This is a genomic window from Pseudomonas sp. AFG_SD02_1510_Pfu_092 (genome assembly GCF_003331055.1).
In the GTDB taxonomy this organism is placed as follows: Bacteria; Pseudomonadota; Gammaproteobacteria; order Pseudomonadales; family Pseudomonadaceae; genus Aquipseudomonas.
The window spans coordinates 15,237-35,283 of sequence record NZ_PUQD01000004.1 but is presented as its reverse complement, the minus strand read 5'-3'; the positions used below and the strand labels follow the sequence as shown (position 1 = coordinate 35,283).

Annotated in this window: 21 protein-coding genes; 15 read left to right on the top strand and 6 right to left on the bottom strand. The window is 64.0% G+C overall.

Features of this window, described 5'->3' with window-relative positions; all coding sequences use genetic code 11:
* Positions 1-104 precede the first annotated feature (104 nt).
* Positions 105-1,040: a lipid A biosynthesis lauroyl acyltransferase gene (locus C6A77_RS03200; protein WP_114167977.1), complete on the bottom strand. Its 936-nt coding sequence runs from the start codon at positions 1,038-1,040 to the stop codon at positions 105-107.
* A 111-nt stretch (positions 1,041-1,151) separates the two neighbouring features.
* Between C6A77_RS03200 and minC the strand changes: the two genes are divergently transcribed.
* From minC to C6A77_RS03170, 7 genes are all read left to right on the top strand, one after another.
* Positions 1,152-1,910: a septum site-determining protein MinC gene (gene minC / locus C6A77_RS03195; RefSeq protein ID WP_023660587.1), complete on the top strand. Its 759-nt coding sequence runs from the start codon at positions 1,152-1,154 to the stop codon at positions 1,908-1,910.
* 100 nt (positions 1,911-2,010) lie between these two features.
* Complete coding sequence (gene minD / locus C6A77_RS03190) at positions 2,011-2,823, top strand: septum site-determining protein MinD (protein ID WP_114167976.1); 813 nt, start codon at positions 2,011-2,013, stop codon at positions 2,821-2,823.
* 3 nt (positions 2,824-2,826) lie between these two features.
* Positions 2,827-3,081, top strand: coding sequence for a cell division topological specificity factor MinE (minE, locus tag C6A77_RS03185; RefSeq protein ID WP_003252572.1), 255 nt, complete (start codon positions 2,827-2,829; stop codon positions 3,079-3,081).
* 152 nt (positions 3,082-3,233) lie between these two features.
* The gene (locus C6A77_RS03180; protein WP_114167975.1) at positions 3,234-3,869 is read left to right on the top strand and encodes an RluA family pseudouridine synthase; all 636 of its coding nucleotides are present in this window, start codon (positions 3,234-3,236) and stop codon (positions 3,867-3,869) included.
* Positions 3,870-4,037: 168 nt separating this feature from the next.
* Positions 4,038-5,327 carry a M18 family aminopeptidase gene (locus tag C6A77_RS03175; protein ID WP_114167974.1) on the top strand — a complete coding sequence of 430 codons (1,290 nt, stop codon included), beginning with the start codon at positions 4,038-4,040 and terminating at the stop codon, positions 5,325-5,327.
* Between the two features lie 132 nt (positions 5,328-5,459).
* A complete protein-coding gene (locus tag C6A77_RS25650) occupies positions 5,460-5,627 on the top strand; it encodes a hypothetical protein (protein ID WP_003260099.1) in 168 nt (55 codons plus the stop codon).
* Between the two features lie 43 nt (positions 5,628-5,670).
* Positions 5,671-7,824, top strand: coding sequence for a mechanosensitive ion channel domain-containing protein (locus tag C6A77_RS03170; RefSeq protein ID WP_114167973.1), 2,154 nt, complete (start codon positions 5,671-5,673; stop codon positions 7,822-7,824).
* Positions 7,825-7,923: 99 nt separating this feature from the next.
* Here the strand turns inward: C6A77_RS03170 and C6A77_RS03165 are convergent, their stop codons facing one another.
* Positions 7,924-8,637, bottom strand: a complete 714-nt coding sequence (locus tag C6A77_RS03165; protein ID WP_114167972.1) for a UTRA domain-containing protein — start codon at positions 8,635-8,637, stop codon at positions 7,924-7,926.
* A 328-nt stretch (positions 8,638-8,965) separates the two neighbouring features.
* Here C6A77_RS03165 and C6A77_RS03160 point away from each other — a divergent pair, with 328 nt between their 5' ends.
* The 6 genes from C6A77_RS03160 (at position 8,966) to C6A77_RS03135 (ending at position 14,275) form a co-directional block, all read left to right on the top strand.
* Positions 8,966-10,030 (top strand): extracellular solute-binding protein, encoded by a 1,065-nt coding sequence (locus tag C6A77_RS03160; protein WP_114167971.1) that lies wholly within the window; start codon positions 8,966-8,968, stop codon positions 10,028-10,030.
* 147 nt (positions 10,031-10,177) lie between these two features.
* Positions 10,178-10,984 (top strand): alkaline phosphatase family protein, encoded by an 807-nt coding sequence (locus C6A77_RS03155; protein ID WP_114167970.1) that lies wholly within the window; start codon positions 10,178-10,180, stop codon positions 10,982-10,984.
* A complete protein-coding gene (locus C6A77_RS03150; RefSeq protein ID WP_114167969.1) occupies positions 10,981-11,832 on the top strand; it encodes an ABC transporter permease subunit in 852 nt (283 codons plus the stop codon). Before C6A77_RS03155 ends, C6A77_RS03150 begins: the two co-directional genes overlap by 4 nt.
* Positions 11,822-12,616 (top strand): ABC transporter permease, encoded by a 795-nt coding sequence (locus C6A77_RS03145; RefSeq protein WP_114167968.1) that lies wholly within the window; start codon positions 11,822-11,824, stop codon positions 12,614-12,616. The genes C6A77_RS03150 and C6A77_RS03145 overlap by 11 nt, the downstream gene beginning before the upstream one ends.
* A gap of 1 nt (position 12,617) precedes the next feature.
* Entirely contained in the window at positions 12,618-13,607 is a 990-nt protein-coding gene (locus C6A77_RS03140; RefSeq protein WP_114167967.1) for an ABC transporter ATP-binding protein, read from the top strand.
* A 14-nt stretch (positions 13,608-13,621) separates the two neighbouring features.
* The gene (locus C6A77_RS03135; RefSeq protein ID WP_114167966.1) at positions 13,622-14,275 is read left to right on the top strand and encodes an HAD family hydrolase; all 654 of its coding nucleotides are present in this window, start codon (positions 13,622-13,624) and stop codon (positions 14,273-14,275) included.
* 123 nt (positions 14,276-14,398) lie between these two features.
* Here the strand turns inward: C6A77_RS03135 and C6A77_RS03130 are convergent, their stop codons facing one another.
* Positions 14,399-15,361, bottom strand: a complete 963-nt coding sequence (locus C6A77_RS03130) for an NAD(P)H-quinone oxidoreductase (protein ID WP_114167965.1) — start codon at positions 15,359-15,361, stop codon at positions 14,399-14,401.
* A 143-nt stretch (positions 15,362-15,504) separates the two neighbouring features.
* On the opposite strand from C6A77_RS03130, the gene C6A77_RS03125 reads away from it, so the two are divergent.
* Positions 15,505-17,586, top strand: a complete 2,082-nt coding sequence (locus C6A77_RS03125) for a carboxy terminal-processing peptidase (RefSeq protein ID WP_164497649.1) — start codon at positions 15,505-15,507, stop codon at positions 17,584-17,586.
* 118 nt (positions 17,587-17,704) lie between these two features.
* Positions 17,705-18,673 carry an EAL domain-containing protein gene (locus tag C6A77_RS03120; protein ID WP_114167963.1) on the top strand — a complete coding sequence of 323 codons (969 nt, stop codon included), beginning with the start codon at positions 17,705-17,707 and terminating at the stop codon, positions 18,671-18,673.
* Positions 18,674-18,760: 87 nt separating this feature from the next.
* Here C6A77_RS03120 and C6A77_RS03115 read toward each other — a convergent pair whose 3' ends face one another.
* From C6A77_RS03115 to C6A77_RS03105, 3 genes are all read right to left on the bottom strand, one after another.
* On the bottom strand, positions 18,761-19,129 hold the full coding sequence (locus C6A77_RS03115) for a hypothetical protein (RefSeq protein ID WP_013971408.1): 369 nt from the start codon (positions 19,127-19,129) through the stop codon (positions 18,761-18,763).
* On the bottom strand, positions 19,126-19,464 hold the full coding sequence (locus C6A77_RS03110; protein WP_114167962.1) for a helix-turn-helix transcriptional regulator: 339 nt from the start codon (positions 19,462-19,464) through the stop codon (positions 19,126-19,128). The genes C6A77_RS03115 and C6A77_RS03110 overlap by 4 nt, the downstream gene beginning before the upstream one ends.
* A gap of 133 nt (positions 19,465-19,597) precedes the next feature.
* Positions 19,598-20,038: a YkvA family protein gene (locus C6A77_RS03105; protein ID WP_114167961.1), complete on the bottom strand. Its 441-nt coding sequence runs from the start codon at positions 20,036-20,038 to the stop codon at positions 19,598-19,600.
* Positions 20,039-20,047 lie beyond the last annotated feature (9 nt).

The window sequence follows — 20,047 nt, the reverse complement described above, 5'->3', positions numbered from 1 at the left end:
CGCGGGCTCGCCCGCTCCCACAGGTGTTGCACAGCCTTCAAGACATGTGGAGAACTTGTGGAGCGGGTTCACCCGCGAATAGGCCGGCACAGGCAAAGCAAGGCTCAGCGCTTTTTCTTCTCATACAACCGCGGCGCCCCTTCGGGCCGCGACTTGAACCGGCGGTGCGCCCACAGATACTGCTCGGGGCATTCGCGCAGCACGCTTTCTACCCACTGGTTGATGCGCAGGCAGTCCGCCTCTTCGCTTTCCCCGGGGAAATCCGCCAGCGGCGGGTGGATCACCAGACGATAGCCGCTGCCATCCTCCAGGCGCTTCTGGGTGAACGGAATCACCTGCGCCTTGCCCAACCGGGCGAACTTGCTGGTGGCGGTCACCGTCGCCGCCGGGATGCCGAACAGCGGCACGAAGATGCTCTGCTTGGCGCCGTAGTCCTGGTCCGGTGCGTACCAGATCGCCCGGCCCGAACGCAGCAGCTTGAGCATGCCGCGCACATCCTCGCGCTCCACCGCCAGCGAGTCCAGGTTATGCCGCTCGCGGCCGCTGCGCTGAATGAAGTCGAACAGCGGGTTACCGTGCTCGCGGTACATGCCGTCGATGGTGTGCTGCTGGCCCAGCAGCGCAGCGCCGATTTCCAGGGTGGTGAAATGCACCGCCATCAGGATCGCGCCCTGCCCCGCCTGCTGGGCGGCCTGCAGGTGCTCCAGCCCCTCGACATGGGCCAGGCGCGCCAACCGGGCCTTGGGCCACCACCAGCTCATGGCCATTTCGAAGAAGGCGATGCCGGTCGAAGCGAAGTTGGCCTTGAGCAGGCGCTGCCGTTGGTCGTCCGACAGTTCCGGGAAGCACAACTCGAGGTTGCGCGCGGCGATGCGCCGCCGTTCCCCGGCGAAGTGGTACATCAGCGCACCCAGCGCCGCGCCGACTTTCAACAGGGCCCGATAGGGCAACTGAACCACCAGCCACAGCAGGCCCAGGCCCAGCCACAGGCCCCAGAAACGTGGGTGAAGGAAATAGCGACGAAAACGCGGGCGTTCCATTGAAGCATCCGGCAAGACAAGGGCCGCGCATTCTACAACGGATCAGCGCATGTTGCGGGCAACCGGTCTTATCGATATAAGTCAGGGCACTTTTTTCGCAACAAGCCGTCTATGCAGACCATGAGCCCAAACCACACACCCGATACCGCCTCCGTGTTCCAGCTCAAGGGCAGCATGCTCGCCATTACCGTGCTGGAACTGGCGCGCAATGACCTTGAAGCCCTTGACCGCCAACTGGCGGCCAAAGTCGCCCAGGCACCGAACTTCTTCAGCAACACGCCGCTGGTGCTGGCGCTGGACAAGCTGCCGGCCGACGAGGGGGCAATCGACCTGCCCGGCTTGATGCGGATCTGCCGCCACCACGGCCTGCGTACCCTGGCCATCCGCGCCAACCGCATCGAGGACATCGCCGCCGCCATCGCCATCGACCTGCCGGTGCTGCCGCCGTCCGGCGCCCGCGAACGGCCGCTGGAGCCCGAGCCCGAGGTGAAGAAGCCCGAGCCGGCGCCCGTGCCGCCGCCGATCCTCGAACCCGAGGTGCGGCCGACCCGTATCATCACCGCGCCGGTGCGTGGCGGCCAGCAGATCTACGCCCAGGGTGGCGACCTGGTGGTGACCGCTTCGGTCAGCCCGGGGGCGGAACTTCTCGCCGATGGCAACATCCATGTGTACGGCGCCATGCGCGGCCGCGCCCTGGCCGGCATCAAAGGCAATACCAAGGCGCGAATCTTCTGCCAGCAGATGACGGCTGAAATGGTCTCGATCGCCGGCCAGTACAAAGTTTGCGAAGACTTGCGCCGCGACCCGCTGTGGGGTACCGGCGTGCAAGTCAGCCTGTCTGGCGACGTGTTGAACATCACCCGTCTTTAACGGATACTTGCCAGCATTTTTAGTGCAACTTTTTATCGTTGCCATTTATTTGTAATTTTTGCAGGGACTTGCGTCCCGATTATTTTAGGGGTGAAACACCTTGGCCAAGATTATCGTGGTTACTTCCGGCAAAGGGGGTGTGGGCAAGACCACCACCAGCGCCGCCATTGGTACCGGCCTCGCACTGCGCGGCCACAAGACCGTCATCGTCGACTTCGACGTCGGCCTGCGTAACCTCGACCTGATCATGGGCTGCGAACGCCGCGTGGTCTATGACTTCGTCAACGTGGTCAACGGCGAAGCCAACCTGCAACAGGCCCTGATCAAGGACAAGCGCCTCGAGAACCTGTACGTGCTGGCCGCCAGCCAGACCCGTGACAAGGACGCGCTGACCCAGGAAGGCGTGGAAAAGGTCCTGATGGAGCTGAAGAAGGACTTCGAATTCGTCATCTGCGACTCGCCGGCCGGTATCGAGAAAGGCGCGCACCTGGCCATGTACTTCGCCGACGAAGCCGTCGTGGTGACCAACCCGGAAGTGTCGTCGGTGCGTGACTCCGACCGCATGCTGGGCATCCTGTCGAGCAAGTCGCGCCGCTCGGAAAACGGCGAAGAGCCGATCAAGGAACACCTGCTGATCACCCGCTACCACCCGGAGCGCGTGGAAAAGGGCGAAATGCTGAGCATTGCCGACGTCGAGGAAATCCTGGCGATCAAGCTCAAGGGTGTGATCCCCGAGAGCCAGGCTGTGCTGAAGGCTTCCAACCAGGGTATCCCGGTCATCCTCGACGACCAGAGCGATGCCGGCCAGGCCTATAGCGATACCGTCGACCGTCTGCTGGGCAAAGAAAAGCCCCTGCGGTTCATCGAAGTGCCGAAGCAAGGATTCTTCGCGCGCCTGTTTGGAGGCAAGTAAACCATGAACCTTTTTGACTTCTTTCGTGGCAGACAGAAACAGACCAGCGCGTCGGTAGCGAAAGAGCGTCTACAGATCATCGTGGCGCACGAGCGCGGCCAACGCAGCGAACCGGACTACCTGCCGGCGCTGCAGAAAGAACTGCTGGAAGTGATCCGCAAGTATGTGAACATCGGCAACGACGATGTGCATATCGAGCTGGAAAACCAGGGTAGCTGCTCGATTCTGGAACTGAACATCACCTTGCCGGATCGCTGATCCGCGCAGTTGGCCATTGGGGCTGCTTTGCAGCCCATCGCCGGCAAACCAGCTCCCACAGAGTCCGCGTTGTACCTGTGGGAGCTGGCTTGCCGGCGATGGGCCGCAAAGCGGCCCCAATGGTTTTTCCCCGATATGACCGAGACCAAGCAATGCCGCTGTCGAACATCCAGATCCTGCACGAAGACGCCGCCATCCTGGTGATCAACAAACCGACCCTGCTGCTGTCGGTACCCGGCCGCGCCGAAGACAACAAGGACTGCCTGATCACCCGCCTGCAGGAAAACGGCTACCCCGACGCGTTGATCGTGCACCGCCTGGACTGGGAAACTTCCGGCATCATCCTGCTGGCCCGGGATGCCGACAGCCACCGCGAGCTGTCGCGTCAGTTCCATGACCGGGAAACCGAAAAGGCCTACACCGCGTTGTGCTGGGGCCAGCCGGGGCTGGACAGCGGCAGCATCGACCTGCCGCTGCGCTACGACCCGCCGACCAAGCCACGGCATGTGGTGGACCACGCGCAGGGCAAGCATGCGCTGACCTTCTGGCGCATCGTCGAGCGCTGCGGTGATTACTGCCGGGTAGAGCTGACACCGATTACCGGCCGTTCGCACCAGTTGCGCGTGCACATGCTGTCGATCGGGCACCCGCTGCTGGGCGACCGGTTGTATGCCAACCCAGAGGCGCTGGCGGCCCATGAGCGGCTGTGCCTGCATGCCTCAATGCTGAGCTTTACCCACCCGGTGACCGGGGAGCGGTTGAAGTTCGAGTGCCCTGCGCCTTTCTGAATTTGTATTGCCTGTACGGCCTCTTCGCGGCTAAAGCCGCTCCCACAGGGACTGCACAGCCCTCAAGAGCGGTGCGGTCCCTGTGGGAGCGGCTTTAGCCGCGAAGAGGCAGGCACAATTTACTGACCCAATACGCTAAACTCGCGCCACTGCTGTCTGGAGTGAGCTATGCGCGACGCACTGAATTCTGGCCTTATCGACTTCCTCAAGGCCTCCCCCACGCCCTTCCACGCCACCGCCAGCCTGGCCCAGCGCCTGGAAGCTGCCGGTTACCAGCGCCTGGACGAGCGCGACAGCTGGGCCACGGTGCCTGGCGGCCGCTACTACGTCACCCGTAACGACTCGTCGATCATCGCCATCAAGCTGGGCCAGCAGGCGCCGCTGCTGAACGGCATCCGCATGGTCGGCGCCCACACCGACAGCCCGTGCCTGCGGGTCAAGCCGCAGCCCGAATTGCAGCGCCAGGGCTTCCTGCAACTGGGCGTGGAAGTGTATGGCGGTGCCCTGCTGGCGCCGTGGTTCGACCGCGACCTGTCGCTGGCCGGGCGGGTCACCTACCGCCGCGACGGCAAGGTCGAGAGCCAGCTGATCGACTTCAAGCTGCCGATCGCGATCATCCCCAACCTGGCGATCCACCTCAACCGCAGCGCCAACGAAGGCTGGGCGATCAACCCGCAGAACGAACTGCCGCCAATCCTGGCGCAGGTGGCGGGTGACGAGCGCATCGACTTCCGCGCCTTGCTCACCGAGCAACTGGCCCGCGAGCACGAGCTGATCGCCGATGTGGTGCTGGATTACGAGCTGAGCTTCTACGACACCCAGGACGCCGCGCTCATCGGCCTGAACGGCGACTTCATCGCCGGCGCCCGGCTGGACAACCTGTTGTCGTGCTATGCCGGCCTGCAGGCGCTGCTGGCCGCCGACAGCGATGAAACCTGCGTGCTGGTGTGCACCGACCACGAAGAAGTCGGCAGCTGCTCGGCCTGCGGCGCCGACGGCCCGATGCTGGAGCAGACCCTGCAACGCCTGCTGCCGGATGGCGACGCCTATGTGCGTACCATCCAGCGTTCGCTGATGGTGTCGGCCGACAACGCCCACGGCGTGCACCCCAACTACGCCGACAAGCACGACGGCAACCACGGGCCCAAGCTCAACGCCGGGCCGGTGATCAAGGTGAACAACAACCAGCGCTACGCCACCAACAGCGAAACCGCCGGGTTCTTCCGCCACCTGTGCATGGCCGAGGAAGTGCCGGTGCAGAGCTTCGTGGTGCGCAGCGACATGGGCTGTGGCTCGACCATCGGGCCGATCGCCGCCAGCCACCTGGGCGTGCGCACCGTGGATATCGGCTTGCCGACCTTTGCCATGCACTCGATTCGCGAGCTGTGCGGTAGCCATGACCTGGCGCACCTGGTGAAGGTGTTGAGCGCGTTCTACCGTAGCCGCGAGTTGCCTTGATGTTGGTGTAGGCAGGCTCGGCCTCTTCGCGGGTAAACCCGCGAAGAGGCCGGGCCTGCTCAAGGTCAATCCCGCTTCGCCTGCTTCCCGCTATGCTTGTCACATGGCCCCATTGCAAAAGGATTGCTGTCCATGTCCCCGTTCCTGTCCCTGTTCGTGCCGGTGTTTCTGTTCCTGCTGCTACTGACCATCGGCTTCAGCCTGCGCGAGCGCAACATCGGCGTGGTGATGATGTGGGTCGGCACGCTGGGCATCTTCGGCCTCACCTGCTGGAAGATCCTCGAGCAACTGCCGTCGTGAACCTCTACACTCGGCCAATCGTTTGCCTGAGGTAGTGTTACCCGTGCCCGCCTTCCTGCGTTGCCTGTTCCTGCTGCTGTCGCTGTTCATTTCCCCGGTACATGCCGCCGGCCTGCCCGGCCTGCTGGGTGCAAGCGCGCCCGCGCAACCGCAAGCCAGCGAACCGCTGGAAAAGTCGCTGGACGAGGTGATCAAAAACCTGGAAAACGACCAGCAGCGGGCCAAGCTGCTGGCCGACCTGAAAAAGCTGCGCGACGCCACCCGGCAATCGCAGCCCAGTGTCGAACAGGGCGTGCTCGGCCTGATCGGCGGGGCCCTGCATGACTTTGAAAAGCAGTTCAGCGGCGATGCCAGCCCGTTTCACCGCTGGGCCGCAGAAATCGAACAGGCCCAGGCCGAACTGGCCGAACTGATCGTGCCGGTGCAGCAGTGGCCGGCCATGCTGTTCGGCTTTGCCGCCGTCATCGCCGTGTGGAGCGTGCTGGCCTACGCCTTCAACTGGGTCGGCCATCGGCTACGCCTGCGCTTCGGCCTGAGCGAGGAGCTGCCGCAGCATCCGCGCACCTGGGACCTGGTGCGTTTTGCCCTGCGCAAGCTGGGGCCATGGCTGGTGGCGCTGGTCTTTACCGTGTACCTGAGCGTGGTGCTGCCGCCGTCACTGGGCAAATCGCTGGCCATGGTGCTGGCCTATGCACTGGTGGTGGGCACCTGCTTCTCGGCCATCTGCGTGATCGCCTTTTCGCTGCTCGACGGCCCGCACCGCCACCGCGCCCTGCACATCCTGCGGCACCAGGCGTTTCGCCCGCTGTGGCTGATCGGCAGCTTCGCCGCGTTTGGCGAGGCGATGAGCGACCCGCGCCTGACGGTCGCCCTCGGCACCCACCTGGCGCATGCCTTGGCGACCCTGGCCAACGTCGTCGCGGCGCTGTGCACCGGGCTGTTCATCCTGCGTTTCCGCCGGCCCATCGCCCACCTGATCCGCAACCAGCCACTGTCACGACGGCTGACCCGGCGTACCCTCAGCGACACCATCGAAATTCTCGGCAGCTTCTGGTTCATCCCGGCGCTGATCCTGGTGGCCATCTCGCTGTTCGCCACCTTCGTCTCGGCCGGCGATACCAGCACCGCGCTGCGCCAGTCGCTGATGTGCACGGTGCTGGTGGTGGTGTGCATGGTGCTCAACGGCCTGGTACGCCGCCACGCCGCCAACCCCAAGCGCGCCAACAAACGCCAGGCGGTGTACGCCGAGCGCCTGCGCAACTTCGCCTACCTGCTGGTGCACCTGTTCATCTGGCTGCTGTTCATCGAGCTGGGCCTGCGCGTGTGGGGCCTGTCGATGATCAGCTTCGCCGAGGGCGACGGCCACGACATCAGCCTGCGCCTGCTGGGCCTGGCCGGCACGCTGATCGTCGCCTGGCTGGTGTGGATCCTCGCCGACACTGCCGTGCACCATGCCCTGGTGCGTTCGCGCCGCGGCTTGGCCAACGCCCGCGCGCAGACCATGATGCCGTTGATCCGCAACGTGATGTTCGTGGTCATCTTCATCATTGCGGTGATCGTCGCCCTGGCCAACATGGGCATGAACGTCACGCCGCTGCTGGCCGGTGCCGGGGTGATCGGCCTGGCCATCGGTTTTGGCGCGCAATCGCTGGTGGCCGACCTGATCACCGGGCTGTTCATCATCATCGAGGACTCGCTGGCCATCGACGACTACGTGGATGTCGGCGGCCACCTGGGCACGGTGGAAGGGCTGACCATCCGTACCGTGCGCCTGCGCGATATCGACGGCATCGTGCATACCATCCCGTTCAGCGAAATCAAGAGCATCAAGAACTACTCGCGCGAGTTCGGTTACGCGATCTTCCGCGTGGCGATCCCGCACAGCATGAACATCGACCAGGCGATCACGCTGATTCGCGAGGTCGGGCAGAAACTGCGCAACGACCCGCTGATGCGCCGCAACATCTGGTCGCCGCTGGAGCTGCAGGGCGTGGAGAGCTTCGAATCGGGTTCGGCGATCTTGCGGGCACGTTTCAAGACCGCGCCGATCAAGCAATGGGAAGTGTCGCGGGCGTTCAACCTGGCGTTGAAGCGGCAGCTGGACGAGGCCGGGCTGGACCTGGCGACGCCGCGCTTGTCGGTGCAGGTGGTGACTGCGGGGGGTGGTGGGCTGGCTGGAACCGGTTCCGCCAGTTAGGGCCCTTTCGCGGGCTTGCCCGCTCCCACAGGATAATCACAGGGCCTGAAACTTTTGCGGTCCCTGTGGGAGCGGGCGAGCCCGCGAACAAGCCACCCCCTATCCAGCCTGGGCCCGAATGCGAATGGCATCATGCCGCCAATACTCCAGGTCACAATCGATCAGATGCCCATGCTGGTCGCTGTTGACCCGGGTAATGTGCAACCCGGGGCTGCCCGCCGACACTTTCAGCGCACTGGCCGCCTCTACCGGCAACGCCGTCGGCAAGATCTCGAAGCACACCTGCCCATACTCGATGCCATACACCCGCCCATAAATCTCGGTCAGCGACTGTGCCAGGTCCTGTTCGAGAATCTCCGGGAAGTACCGCGGGTTGAGGTAATGCTCGGCATACAGCACTGCCCGCCCGTCGATGCGGCGTAACCGGCAGATCCGCACCACGCTGGACAACGCCGGCAGCTGCAGGCGCGCACAGATGGCCGCCGAGGCCGGCTGCAGGCGCGACGACACCAGTTCGGTGGCGGGCACCCGCCCCTGATCGCGCACCATGGCATGGAAATGGCTGCGCTCGATCAGGTCGTAAGTCAGCCGCTCGGGCGCGACGAACCAGCCGCGGCGTTCTTCGCGGTAGATCAGCCCTTGGGCTTCCAGTTGCACCAGCGCCTCGCGCAGGGTGATGCGCGTGGTGTCGAACACCTCGCTGAGCCTGCGCTCGGCCGGCAGCTTGCCGCCCGGCGCCAGCAGGCCGTGCTCGATCTGCTCCTGCAGGGCATGGCAGATGGCTGTTACCGCACGCGGTGGCATCGACTGCATCAAAGGTTACCTATCTGGACTAGTCCAGCCCCATAACAGGGCACCTGGAGAATAGTGCAAGCCTAGGCAGGGCTGATGAACATCCTGTGACAGAGCTGCGCCGCAAGCACTGCCAGAATCGGGCCAGCCCCACAAAACCGGGGGCCGGCCATGGTCTACGCTGTATTGCCAGGAACCCGCTTGCGCCTGTGCGGGCCCCTCCCCTACATCAAATTGTCATGCAAGCGGCCTACCTTGGCTCAAGGTTTGCTGACCTAGACCAACGGTCGCAGGCACAGGCTTCACCCATTACAACGATCGCAAAGGCACTCACCCAAAGGAGCTTCGGATGAAAAAGTTCTTCATGGCGTCACTGCTCGGTTCGGCCATCGCCCTGTGTACCACGGCCATGGCTGCCGGCACCGACCTCAAGGCCCTGGAAGACGCCGCCCGCAAGGAAGGCAACGTCAACAGCGTGGGCATGCCGGATGCCTGGGCCAACTGGAAAGGCACCTGGGAAGACCTGGCCAGCAAGTACGGCCTCAAGCACAGCGACACCGACATGAGTTCGGCCCAGGAAATCGCCAAGTTCGAAGCCGAGAAGGACAACGCCAGCGCCGACATCGGCGACGTGGGTGCGGCCTTCGGCCCGATCGCCGTGAGCAAGGGCGTGAGCCAGCCCTACAAGCCGAGCACCTGGGACCAGGTACCGGAGTGGGCCAAGGACAAGGACGGCCACTGGGCACTGGCCTATACCGGCACCATCGCCTTCATCATCAACAAGGACCTGGTCAAGGAAGACCAACGCCCGAAAACCTGGCATGACCTGGAAAAAGGCCAGTACAAGGTCGCCATCGGTGACGTCGGCACCGCAGCCCAGGCCGCCAACGGCGTACTGGCGGCGGCCATTGCCTACAAGGGCGACGAAAGCAACGTGGCGCCGGGCCTGCAGCTGTTCACCAAGCTGGCCCAGCAAAAACGCCTGTCGCTGGCCAACCCGACCATCCAGACCCTGGAAAAGGGCGAGGTGGAGGTCGGCGTGGTGTGGGACTTCAACGGGCTGAGCTACCGCGAACAGATCGACCCCAAGCGTTTCGAGGTGCTGATCCCGTCGGATGGTTCGGTGATTTCCGGCTATACCACGGTGATCAACAAGTACGCCAAGCACCCGAACGCGGCCAAGCTGACGCGGGAGTACATTTTCAGCGACGCCGGGCAGATCAACCTGGCCAAGGGGCATGCGCGGCCGATCCGTGCCGAACACCTGAAACTGCCTGAGGATGTCCAGGCCAAGCTGCTGCCCAACGAACAGTACAAGGCAGCGCAGCCGATCAAGAATGCCGAAGCCTGGGAGGCGACCTCGAAGAAACTGCCGCAGATGTGGCAGGAGCAGGTGATTATCGAGATGGAGTAAGGGGTTAGCTTTTGTAGTGCCTGATCCGGCCCTTTCGCGGGCTTGCCCGCTCCCACAGGGACTGCACCGCTTCCTAAGGCTGTGCGGTACCTGTGGGAGCGGGCCAGCCCGCGAAGCAGCCAACGCGGTTCATGAACTGGAGCCACCATGCAACACAACGTCATCCTGGTCCTGCTCGACGGCCTCAACTACCAGGTCGCCCACCACGCCATGGGCCACCTGCACGCCTATGTCGAAGCCGACCGTGCCGCGCTGTACCGCGTGGAATGCGAACTGCCGTCCCTGTCGCGCCCGCTGTACGAGTGCATCCTCACCGGCGTGCCGCCCATCGACAGCGGCATCGTGCACAACAACGTCAACCGCCTGTCCAACCAGCGCAGCGTGTTCCACTACGCCCGCGAGGCCAACCTGGGCACTGCAGCGGCGGCCTATCACTGGGTGAGCGAGCTGTACAACCGTTCGCCCTTCGACCCGCAGCGCGACCGCCACACCCACGCGCCGAAGCTGCCGATCCAGCACGGGCTGTTCTACTGGGACGACCGCTACCCTGATTCGCACCTGCTGGCCGATGGCGAATACCTGCGTCGCCGCCACGCGCCCAATTTCCTGCTGCTGCACCCGATGAGCATCGATGACGTCGGCCATCGCCATGGCCTGGACAGCAGCCAGTACCGCAACGCCGCGCGCAGCGCCGACATCCTGCTGGCCGACTACCTGCCGGGCTGGCTCGAAGAGGGTTACCAGGTGCTGATCACCGCCGACCATGGCATGAACAACGACCGCTCGCACAACGGCCTGCTGGCCGAAGAGCGCGAAGTGCCGCTGTTCGTCTTCGGCGACGCCTTCAGCCTCGACCCGGCGGCCAAACCGCTGCAGACCGAGCTGTGCGGCACCATCTGTGAGCTGCTCGGCGCGGCGCATGACAAAACCGTCTGCCGGGAGCTGCTGAAGTGAGCATACGCAAAAGCAGCCGTTCGGGCGGCCGCTACCTGGCCCTGCTCTGCCTGCTACCGTTCGCCGTGTTCTTCGTCATCTTCCAGATCGCCCCGCTGGCCTGGGTGGCGATCAACAGCCTGCAATCGGAAGCGGGCTGGGGCGTGGACAACTTCAGCAAGGTATTCGCCTCGAAGTTCTATTTACAGGCCTTGCAACGCAGCCTGGAGATCAGCTTCTGGTCGAGCCTGTTCGGCATCGTCATCGCCACCCTCGGCGCCTATTCGCTGCGCCAGGTGGACTCGAAGCTGCGCGACTTCGTCAGCGCCTTCGCCAACATGACCAGCAACTTTGCCGGGGTGCCGCTGGCCTTCGCCTTCATCATCCTGCTCGGCTTCAACGGCGCGCTGACCCTGCTGCTGAAGCAGGTCGGCCTGCTGGAAGACTTCAGCATCTATTCGAAAAGCGGCCTGATCCTGGTGTACACCTACTTCCAGATCCCGCTTGGCGTGTTGCTGCTGTACCCGGCGTTCGACGCCCTGCGGGAAGACTGGCGCGAGTCGGCCGCGCTGCTGGGTGCCAGCCATTGGCAATTCTGGCGGCACATCGGCCTGCCGGTGCTGACCCCGGCCCTGCTCGGCACCTTCGTCATCCTGCTGGCCAACGCACTCGGCGCCTATGCCACCGTGTACGCGCTGACCACCGGCAACTTCAACGTCCTACCAATCCGCATCGCCGGCCTGGTGGCCGGTGACATCAGCCTCGACCCCAACCTGGCCAGCGCCCTGGCGATGGTTTTGGTGGGGCTGATGACGCTGGTCACGGTGGTGCATCAATGGCTGCTGAAAAGGAGCTACCATGCGCGCTGACGCCCGTTCCGCCAGCTGGTACCACCGCGCCGTGGTCTACCTGCTGTTCCTGATCCTGCTGCTGCCGCTGGCCGGCACCCTGCTCTACTCGCTGGCCACCAGCTGGTCGGCCAGCCTGCTGCCCAGCGGGCTGACCTTCAAGTGGTACTTCGCGCTGTGGAGCGAACCGCGCTTCCTCGCCGCCTTCGGCCAGTCGCTGCTGGTGTGCGTGGGCGCACTGCTGCTGTCGGTGGTGCTGATCCTGCCGCTGCTGTTCGTGGTGCACTACCACTTCCCCCGGCTCGACGCCCTGATGAACATCCTCATCCTGCTGCCGTTCGCGGTGCCGCCGGTGGTGTCGTCGGTGGGGCTGCTGCAGCTGTATGGCAGCGGGCCGATGGCCATGGTCGGCACACCGTGGATCCTGATCGGCTGCTATTTCACCATTGCCCTGCCGTTCATGTACCGCGCCATCACCAACAACCTGCAGGCGATCAACCTGCGCGACCTGATGGACGCCGCCCAGCTGCTCGGCGCCAGCACCTGGCAGGCGGCGTTGCTGGTGGTGCTGCCGAACCTGCGCAAGGGCCTGATGGTGGCGCTGCTGCTGTCGTTCTCGTTCCTGTTCGGTGAGTTCGTGTTCGCCAACCTGCTGGTCGGCACCCGTTACGAGACCCTGCAGGTGTACCTGAACAACATGCGCAACAGCAGCGGCCATTTCAACAGCGCACTGGTGATCTCGTATTTCGCCTTCGTGCTGGTACTGACCTGGGTTGCCAACCGCCTGAACAAGGACAAGACCTGACATGAGCTTCGTCAGCGTACAGAAACTGCAGAAAAGCTACGCCGGCAGCCCGGTGTTCGAGAACATCGACTGCCATATCGAACGCGGCGAGTTCGTCACCCTGCTCGGCCCGTCCGGTTGCGGCAAATCCACCCTGCTGCGCTGCATTGCCGGGCTGACGCCGGTGGACAGCGGGCAGATCCTGCTCGACGGCCACGACATCGTCCCGCTCAGCCCGCAAAAGCGTGGCATCGGCATGGTGTTCCAGAGCTACGCGCTGTTCCCCAACATGACCGTGGAACAGAACGTCGCCTTTGGCCTGCGCATGCAGAAGGTCAAGGCCGCCGAAAGCCAGGCTCGGGTGCGCGAGGCATTGGAGCTGGTGGAGCTGGGCAGCTTCGCCGGGCGCTACCCGCACCAGTTGTCCGGCGGCCAGTGCCAGCGTGTCGCCCTGGCCCGCTCGCTGGTGACCCGCCCGCGCCTGCTGCTGCTCGACGAGCCGCTGTCGGCGCTGGATGCGCGCATTCGCAAGCACCTGCGTGAGCAGATTCGCGCGATCCAGCGCGAGCTGGGGCTGACCACCATTTTCGTCACCCATGACCAGGAAGAAGCGCTGACGATGTCGGACCGCATCTTCCTGATGAACCAGGGGCGTATCGTCCAGAGCGGCGATGCCGAAACCCTCTACACCGCGCCGGTGGACCTGTTTGCCGCCGGCTTCATCGGCAACTACAACCTGCTCGACGCCGACAGCGCCAGCCGCCTGCTGCAGCGCCCGGTGGCCAGCCGCCTGGCCGTCCGTCCCGAGTCGATCACCCTGGGCAGCAGCGGTGAACTGGACGCCGAAGTGCGCAGCCACAGCCTGTTGGGCAATGTGATCCGCTACCGGGTACAGGTGCGTGAGGTGGAACTGGTGGTCGATGTGCTCAACCGCTCACCGGCCGACCTGCATGCGGACGGACAACGGGTAAGCTTGTCGATCGACCCCACGGCGCTACGGGAAGTGGCCTAAGGAGAAGCAACAGCATGGCATTGGCAATTTTCGATCTGGACGAAACCCTGATCCACGGCGACTGCGCGTCGCTGTGGAGCGAACAGATGGCCCGGCTGGGCTGGGTCGACGGTAAGGAGTTCCTGCGCCGCGACCATGAGTTGATGGAGGCTTATGGCAAGGGCCATCTGCGGATGGAGGACTACATGGCCTTCAGCCTGGAGCCGATTGCCGGGCGTACCCTGGAGGAAGTCGAACACCTGGTGCAACCGTGGGTCGAGGAGGTGATCGAGCCGATCATCTATGGCGACGCCTGCCGCTGCATTGCCGAGCACCGCAAGCGTGGCGATCGCATCCTGATCATTTCCGCTTCGGGCCAGCATCTGGTCGGGCCGATTGCGGCGCGGCTGGGGGTGGAGGAGTACCTGGCCATCGAGCTGGAAGCGCTGAACGGGGTGTATACCGGCGAGACCCATGGGGTGCTGACGTATCGCGAAGGCAAGATCACCCGCTTGCTGGAATGGCTGGACCAGGAGCAGGAGAACCTTGAGGGTGCGAGCTTCTATTCCGACTCGCGCAATGACCTGCCGTTGTTGCTGAAGGTGGACTTCCCGCATGCGGTGAACCCGGATGCGGTGTTGCGTGAGCATGCCGAGATCAACAAGTGGCCGATCTTGAGCTGGACCTGAAATAAATGGGTTGCCTGTACCGGCCCTTTCGCGGGTAAACCCGCTCCCACAGGGCCCGCACAGTTTTCCAGCCTGTGGTGATCCCTGTGGGAGCGGGTTTACCCGCGAAGGGGCCGGGCCTGCTTACCCCAGGCTGGGGTCGATGACCATCACCAGCTTGCCGGAAACCTGGTTGGTTTCCAGTTCGGCATACGCCGCCTGGGCAAACTCGATCGGGTAGGTATCGACCAGCTGCGGCGACAAACGCCCTTCGGCAAACAGCGGCCACACCTGCTGCTGCAACTCGCGCAGCAGTTCGGCCTTGAAGCCATCATCGCGGTTGCGCAGCGTGGAACCGGTAATTTCCAGGCGCTTGCCCAGCACCTGGGCCAGGTCCAGCTCGAACTTGCGCCCGCCCATCAGGCCGATGATCACCCAGCGCCCGTCACGCGCCAGCAACTTGAGGTTGAGCTCGCCGTAGCTGGCGCCCACCGGGTCGAGAATCACGTCGAACGGGCCGAAACCCTCCAGCGCTTCCAGGTTCTGGTTGCGCACCACGCCACCGGCGGCGCCCAGCGCTTCGCAGTAGGCCAGGCGGTCCGGCGAACCGACGCTGACCCACACCGGGCTGCCGAACGCCTTGCACAGCTGGATGGCGGCCGAGCCGACGCCGCTGGCGCCGGCATGCACCAGCACCTTCTCGCCAGCCTTCACGCCGCCCAGCTGGAAGATGTTCAGCCAGGCGGTGGCATACACCTCCGGCAACGCCGCCGCCTCGTGCAGGCTCAGGCCTTCGGGCACCGGCAGCACGTGGCGGGCATCCACCACCACCTCCTCAGCCATGGCGCCGCTGGCGAGCAACGCACACACACGGTCACCCACCCGCCAGTCGGCACCGGCGCCCACCTCGGCGATCACCCCGGCACACTCCAGGCCCATGTACGGGCTGGCGCCTGGCGGTGGCGGATAGAGGCCCTTCATCTGCAACAGATCGGCGCGGTTCAGCCCCGCCGCCGCCACGCGAATGCGCACCTGGCCGGCGTCACAGGCCGGGCGTTCGGCCTCGACCCAGGCCACATGTCCGTCAACGCCTTGCAATGCCTTCACAGTGCCTCCATAGTTGAATCATATGACCGAGCCTGGGAACTGTATCCCCAGGCTTTTTGCAGTATGCGTCCGGTTTTTCATGAACCGGCGAACGGAAAAGACGGCCTACTATGCGTGATCAATTGCCTCCACGTCGAATCAGCATGAAGCATTTCCTCCCAAGCACCGCCCTGGCGCTGATGATCGGCCTGGGCGGCCTCACGCTCGGCGGCAATGCGGCGGCCGCCAACAAGTGGGACAGCCTGCAGCCGGACCGCGACGAGATCGTCGCCAGCCTCAACGTGGTGGAATTGCTCAAGCGCCACCACTACAGCAAGCCGCCACTGGACGACGCCCGTTCGGTCATCATCTATGACAGCTACATCAAGCTGCTGGACCCGGCGCGCAGCTACTTCACCGCGGCCGACATCGCCGAATTCGACAAATGGAAAACGCAATTCGACGATTTCCTCAAAAGCGGCAACCTCGACCCGGGCTTCACCATCTACAAACGCTACCTGGACCGCGTCAAGCAGCGCCTGGACTTCGCCCTGGCCGAGCTGAACAAAGGCGTCGACAAGATCGACTTCAACGCCAAGGAAACCTTGCTGATCGACCGCAAGGACGCGCCATGGCTGAAGGACCAGGCCGAACTCGACGAGCTGTGGCGCAAGCGCGTGAAAGACGAGGTACTGCGCCAGAAGATCGCCGGCAAGGAACCCAAGCAGATCCAGGAAACCCTGACCAAGCGCTACAAGAATCAACTGTCGCGCCTGGACCAGACGCGTGCCGAAGACATCTTCCAGGCCTACATCAACACCTTCGCCCAGTCCTACGACCCGCACACCAATTACCTGTCGCCGGACAACGCCGAGAACTTCGACATCAACATGAGCCTGTCGCTGGAAGGTATCGGCGCCGTGCTGCAAAGCGACAACGACCAGGTCAAGATCGTGCGTCTGGTGCCAGCCGGCCCGGCGGCCAAGACCAAGCAGGTGGCCCCGGCCGACAAGATCATCGGCGTGGCCCAGGGCAACAAGGAAATGGTCGATGTGGTCGGCTGGCGCCTGGACGAAGTGGTCAAGCTGATCCGCGGCCCGAAAGGCTCGGTGGTGCGCCTGGAAATCATCCCGGCCAGCAATGCGCCCAGCGACCAGACCAGCAAGATCGTGTCGATCACCCGCGAGGCGGTGAAGCTCGAAGAGCAGGCGGCGAAAAAATCGGTGCTCAAGCTCAAGCAGGACGGCCGTGACTACAAGCTGGGCATCATCGAGATCCCGGCCTTCTACCTCGACTTCAAGGCCTACCGCGCGGGCGACCCAGAGTACAAGAGCACCACGCGCGATGTGAAGAAACTGCTCACCGAGCTGCAGAAGGAAAAAGTCGACGGCGTGGTCATTGACCTGCGCAATAACGGCGGTGGCTCGTTGCAGGAAGCCACCGAGCTGACCAGCCTGTTCATCGAGAAAGGCCCGACCGTGCTGGTGCGCAACAGCGACGGCCGTGTCGATGTGCTGGAAGACGAAAACCCCGGCGCCTTCTACAAGGGCCCGCTGGCGTTGCTGGTCAACCGCCTTTCGGCCTCGGCTTCGGAGATCTTCGCCGGCGCCATGCAGGACTACCACCGTGCACTGATCATCGGCGGCCAGACCTTCGGCAAGGGCACCGTGCAGACCATCCAGCCGCTCAACCATGGCGAGCTGAAACTGACCCTGGCCAAGTTCTACCGGGTTTCCGGGCAGAGCACCCAGCATCAGGGCGTGCTGCCGGACATCGACTACCCGTCGATCATCGACACCAAGGAAATCGGCGAGAGCGCCCTGCCCGAGGCCATGCCGTGGGACACCATCCGCCCGGTGGTCAAGCCGGCGGCCGACCCGTTCAAGCCGTTCCTGGCCCAGCTCAAGGCGCAGCATGAAGCACGCAGCGACAAGGACGCGGAGTTCACCTACATCCGCGACCGCCTGGCCCTGACCCAGAAGCTGCTGAACGAGAAGACCGTCAGCCTCAACGAGCAGGACCGCCGCGCTCGTCACGACGACATCGAGGCCAAGCAGCTGGCGCTGGAAAACATCCGCCGCAAGGCCAAGGGTGAAGAGCCGCTGAAAGAGCTGAAGAAAGAGGACGAGGACGCGCTGCCGACCGAGGACGAAAACACCAAGCCGGAAGACGATGCCTACCTGTCGGAAACCGGTCGTATCCTGATCGACTACCTCAGTGCCAGCACCAAGGTGGCCAAGAAGTAAGGCGTTGTGCCATTGATGGCAAATTAATGCGACTTGTCATCAAACAGTCATTGCACTGTCGTGAAATAGAGGGGCCGGGCGTGGAAGCGCTCGGCCCTTTCATTTTCAGGAATACGCCATGACCGTCGCCGAACAGCTCAGTGCCTTGAGTGCCATCCTCGCTCAACGCAGCATTCACAGCCTGTTTCAGCCGATCATGAGCCTGAGCGAGCAACGGGTGTTCGGCCATGAGGCCTTGAGCCGCGGGCCGTCCAACAGCCCGCTGCACGCCCCGCTGAACCTGTTCACCATCGCCCGCCAGGCAGGCCGCCTGACCGAACTGGAGGCGGCCTGCCGGGAAAGCGCCTGCCGGCGCTTCAGCGAGCAGCAATTGCACGGCAAGCTGTTTCTCAATGTCTCGCCGGAGTCGCTGCTGGAACCGCACTACCCGTCCGGCCAGACTCTGAAGCTGCTGGAACAGGTCGGCCTGGCACCGGGCCGGGTGGTCATCGAGCTGACCGAACACACCCCGACCGACGACTTCCGGCTGTTGTCCAATGCCTTGCATCACTACCGCGACATGGGCTTCTCGATTGCCCTGGATGACCTGGGGGCGGGTTATTCGAGCCTGCGCCTGTGGTCGGAACTACGCCCCGAATACGTGAAGATCGACCGGCATTTCATAGACGGCATCCACCGCGACCCGCTCAAGCGTGAGTTCGTCGGTTCGATTCTGCAGATTGCCCGCGCCTCGAAAGCACAGGTGATTGCCGAAGGGATCGAATTGGCGGAAGAGCTGGCGGTACTGTTGGAGATGGGTGTGGACCTGGTGCAGGGCTACCTGCTGGGGCGGCCGCAAGAACTGGGGATGCGCGACAGCCGGCCATTACCGGGGCTGGCGAGCACGCCGCTGGCCGAGCAGCCTACGGTGCGGCTCGATGCCACGATCGGGCAATTGCTGGCGTTGTTTGGCCGGCATCAGCACCTGGAGGCGCTGGAAGTCGTGGATGCGGATGGCAGGGCTTGTGGGCTGATCCACAGGGATTCTCTGCCTGTCATGGCCTCTTCGCGGGCACGCCCGCTCCCACAGGTTCATCACAGGCCTTGAGTACTCTGGAACAAGGCTGGTCCTACAGGTCGGCGCGATCCCTGTGGGAGCGGGTTTACCCGCGAAGAGGCCGGTACAGGTAACCGATCAGGCGGTTTCGGGATAGCTGTACTCGAACACCCGCACCACTTCGGAAGCATGCCACGAGGCCGCTTCCATGCCATCGACCGGGCCGGAAAAGCGCCCCAGGCGCTCGACGCATTCGAAAAAGCCGGTGCGCGGCAAGCGGCTGGCGCCCTGGCTGATCACCAGCGAACTGCGCAGCGGCTGCTCGGCGCGGGCATCCAGCACCGCCAGGTATTCCAGCGCGGCCGTCAGCGTCTGCATGGCCGGGCTGGGCAACTGCAGGCGCTCGATCAGTGCTCGGTAGGTCAGCAAGTGGCGTTGACGACGGGCCAGGTCTAGCTCGCCCAGCAGGTTATCCCAGTGCTGACGGCTGATCCTGACCTGGCTCATGATGGCTCGCTCCAGCCAGCCACCCCCAGATGCCAGGCCAGGGCACGGCGGATGGCCGCGTCCGGCTGGCGTTCGCCCGCTTCGATCATGGCCAGGTATGCCGGGCTCACGCCGACATTGCGCGCCAGTTGTTCAGGGGCAATGCCCTTGGCCTGGCGAATCTGCGCGACTTCGCTGAATGCCGGCAGGGGTGCACTGGCAGCGGTGCTGGCCGCCTCACTGGCAACCGCCTCGGCAGGCGCCTGCCCCGCTGCCTTGAGCAACGCCTGGTACTGATCCCAGGGAACGACGGCGTACTCGGGTTGACCGTCCCGGCTGATGACCTGAATACCCATTACAAACCCCTTTAAAAAGGATTACAGCATGTAATCCGTAGGCATAACCCTTATGCCAATTATATTACCAACTTCGGGGTCTGTGCAGTTGAGGTGCCGTTGAGGTACAGCCGAGCAGTACCAGGGCACGGGTTTACTGTGTGTTGCGCTCCAGCCGCAAGGCTTCGGGCGTGTCCGGCAGGCGCTCGACGACCCGTAGCCGCTCGGGCGCCTGGCTGTCGCGCCAGGCCCTGAAGCGCGCCAGTTCGTCGCCCACGGTCTTCAGCACCCAGCCCAGCACCGCGACGTCGTCGAGGAAGCCCACGCCCAGCAGCCAGTCGGGGATGGCGTCGATGGGACTGACGAAATACAGCAGGCCGGCCACGATGGTGATCAGCGCCTTGGGGCTGATCGCACGGTACTCGCCGCGCCACCAGGCCAGGCACAGCGACTGCAGCAGCTTCAGGTCTTCCCGCAGCTGGCCGAGGCGCGGGCCTTTACGGGCTACCGCGAACAACAAGGCCGGCAACCGGCCGCGGCTGAGCAGGCGCTCGGCCAAGGGCAGGAAACGGGCGAAATTCCAAGGTGCGCTCATGGAGCCTCC

Excerpts from the sequence above, each read along its gene's own strand:
- C6A77_RS03200 (WP_114167977.1), bottom strand. The coding sequence starts at position 1,040 with ATGGAACGCCCGCGTTTTCGTCGCTATTTCCTTCACCCACGTTTCTGG.
- minC (WP_023660587.1), top strand. The coding sequence starts at position 1,152 with ATGCAGACCATGAGCCCAAACCACACACCCGATACCGCCTCCGTGTTC.
- minE (WP_003252572.1), top strand. The coding sequence starts at position 2,827 with ATGAACCTTTTTGACTTCTTTCGTGGCAGACAGAAACAGACCAGCGCG.
- C6A77_RS03180 (WP_114167975.1), top strand. The coding sequence starts at position 3,234 with ATGCCGCTGTCGAACATCCAGATCCTGCACGAAGACGCCGCCATCCTG.
- C6A77_RS03175 (WP_114167974.1), top strand. The coding sequence starts at position 4,038 with ATGCGCGACGCACTGAATTCTGGCCTTATCGACTTCCTCAAGGCCTCC.
- C6A77_RS25650 (WP_003260099.1), top strand. The coding sequence starts at position 5,460 with ATGTCCCCGTTCCTGTCCCTGTTCGTGCCGGTGTTTCTGTTCCTGCTG.
- C6A77_RS03165 (WP_114167972.1), bottom strand. The coding sequence starts at position 8,637 with ATGCAGTCGATGCCACCGCGTGCGGTAACAGCCATCTGCCATGCCCTG.
- C6A77_RS03160 (WP_114167971.1), top strand. The coding sequence starts at position 8,966 with ATGAAAAAGTTCTTCATGGCGTCACTGCTCGGTTCGGCCATCGCCCTG.
- C6A77_RS03155 (WP_114167970.1), top strand. The coding sequence starts at position 10,178 with ATGCAACACAACGTCATCCTGGTCCTGCTCGACGGCCTCAACTACCAG.
- C6A77_RS03145 (WP_114167968.1), top strand. The coding sequence starts at position 11,822 with ATGCGCGCTGACGCCCGTTCCGCCAGCTGGTACCACCGCGCCGTGGTC.
- C6A77_RS03140 (WP_114167967.1), top strand. The coding sequence starts at position 12,618 with ATGAGCTTCGTCAGCGTACAGAAACTGCAGAAAAGCTACGCCGGCAGC.
- C6A77_RS03135 (WP_114167966.1), top strand. The coding sequence starts at position 13,622 with ATGGCATTGGCAATTTTCGATCTGGACGAAACCCTGATCCACGGCGAC.
- C6A77_RS03125 (WP_164497649.1), top strand. The coding sequence starts at position 15,505 with ATGAAGCATTTCCTCCCAAGCACCGCCCTGGCGCTGATGATCGGCCTG.
- C6A77_RS03120 (WP_114167963.1), top strand. The coding sequence starts at position 17,705 with ATGACCGTCGCCGAACAGCTCAGTGCCTTGAGTGCCATCCTCGCTCAA.
- C6A77_RS03115 (WP_013971408.1), bottom strand. The coding sequence starts at position 19,129 with ATGAGCCAGGTCAGGATCAGCCGTCAGCACTGGGATAACCTGCTGGGC.
- C6A77_RS03110 (WP_114167962.1), bottom strand. The coding sequence starts at position 19,464 with ATGGGTATTCAGGTCATCAGCCGGGACGGTCAACCCGAGTACGCCGTC.
- C6A77_RS03105 (WP_114167961.1), bottom strand. The coding sequence starts at position 20,038 with ATGAGCGCACCTTGGAATTTCGCCCGTTTCCTGCCCTTGGCCGAGCGC.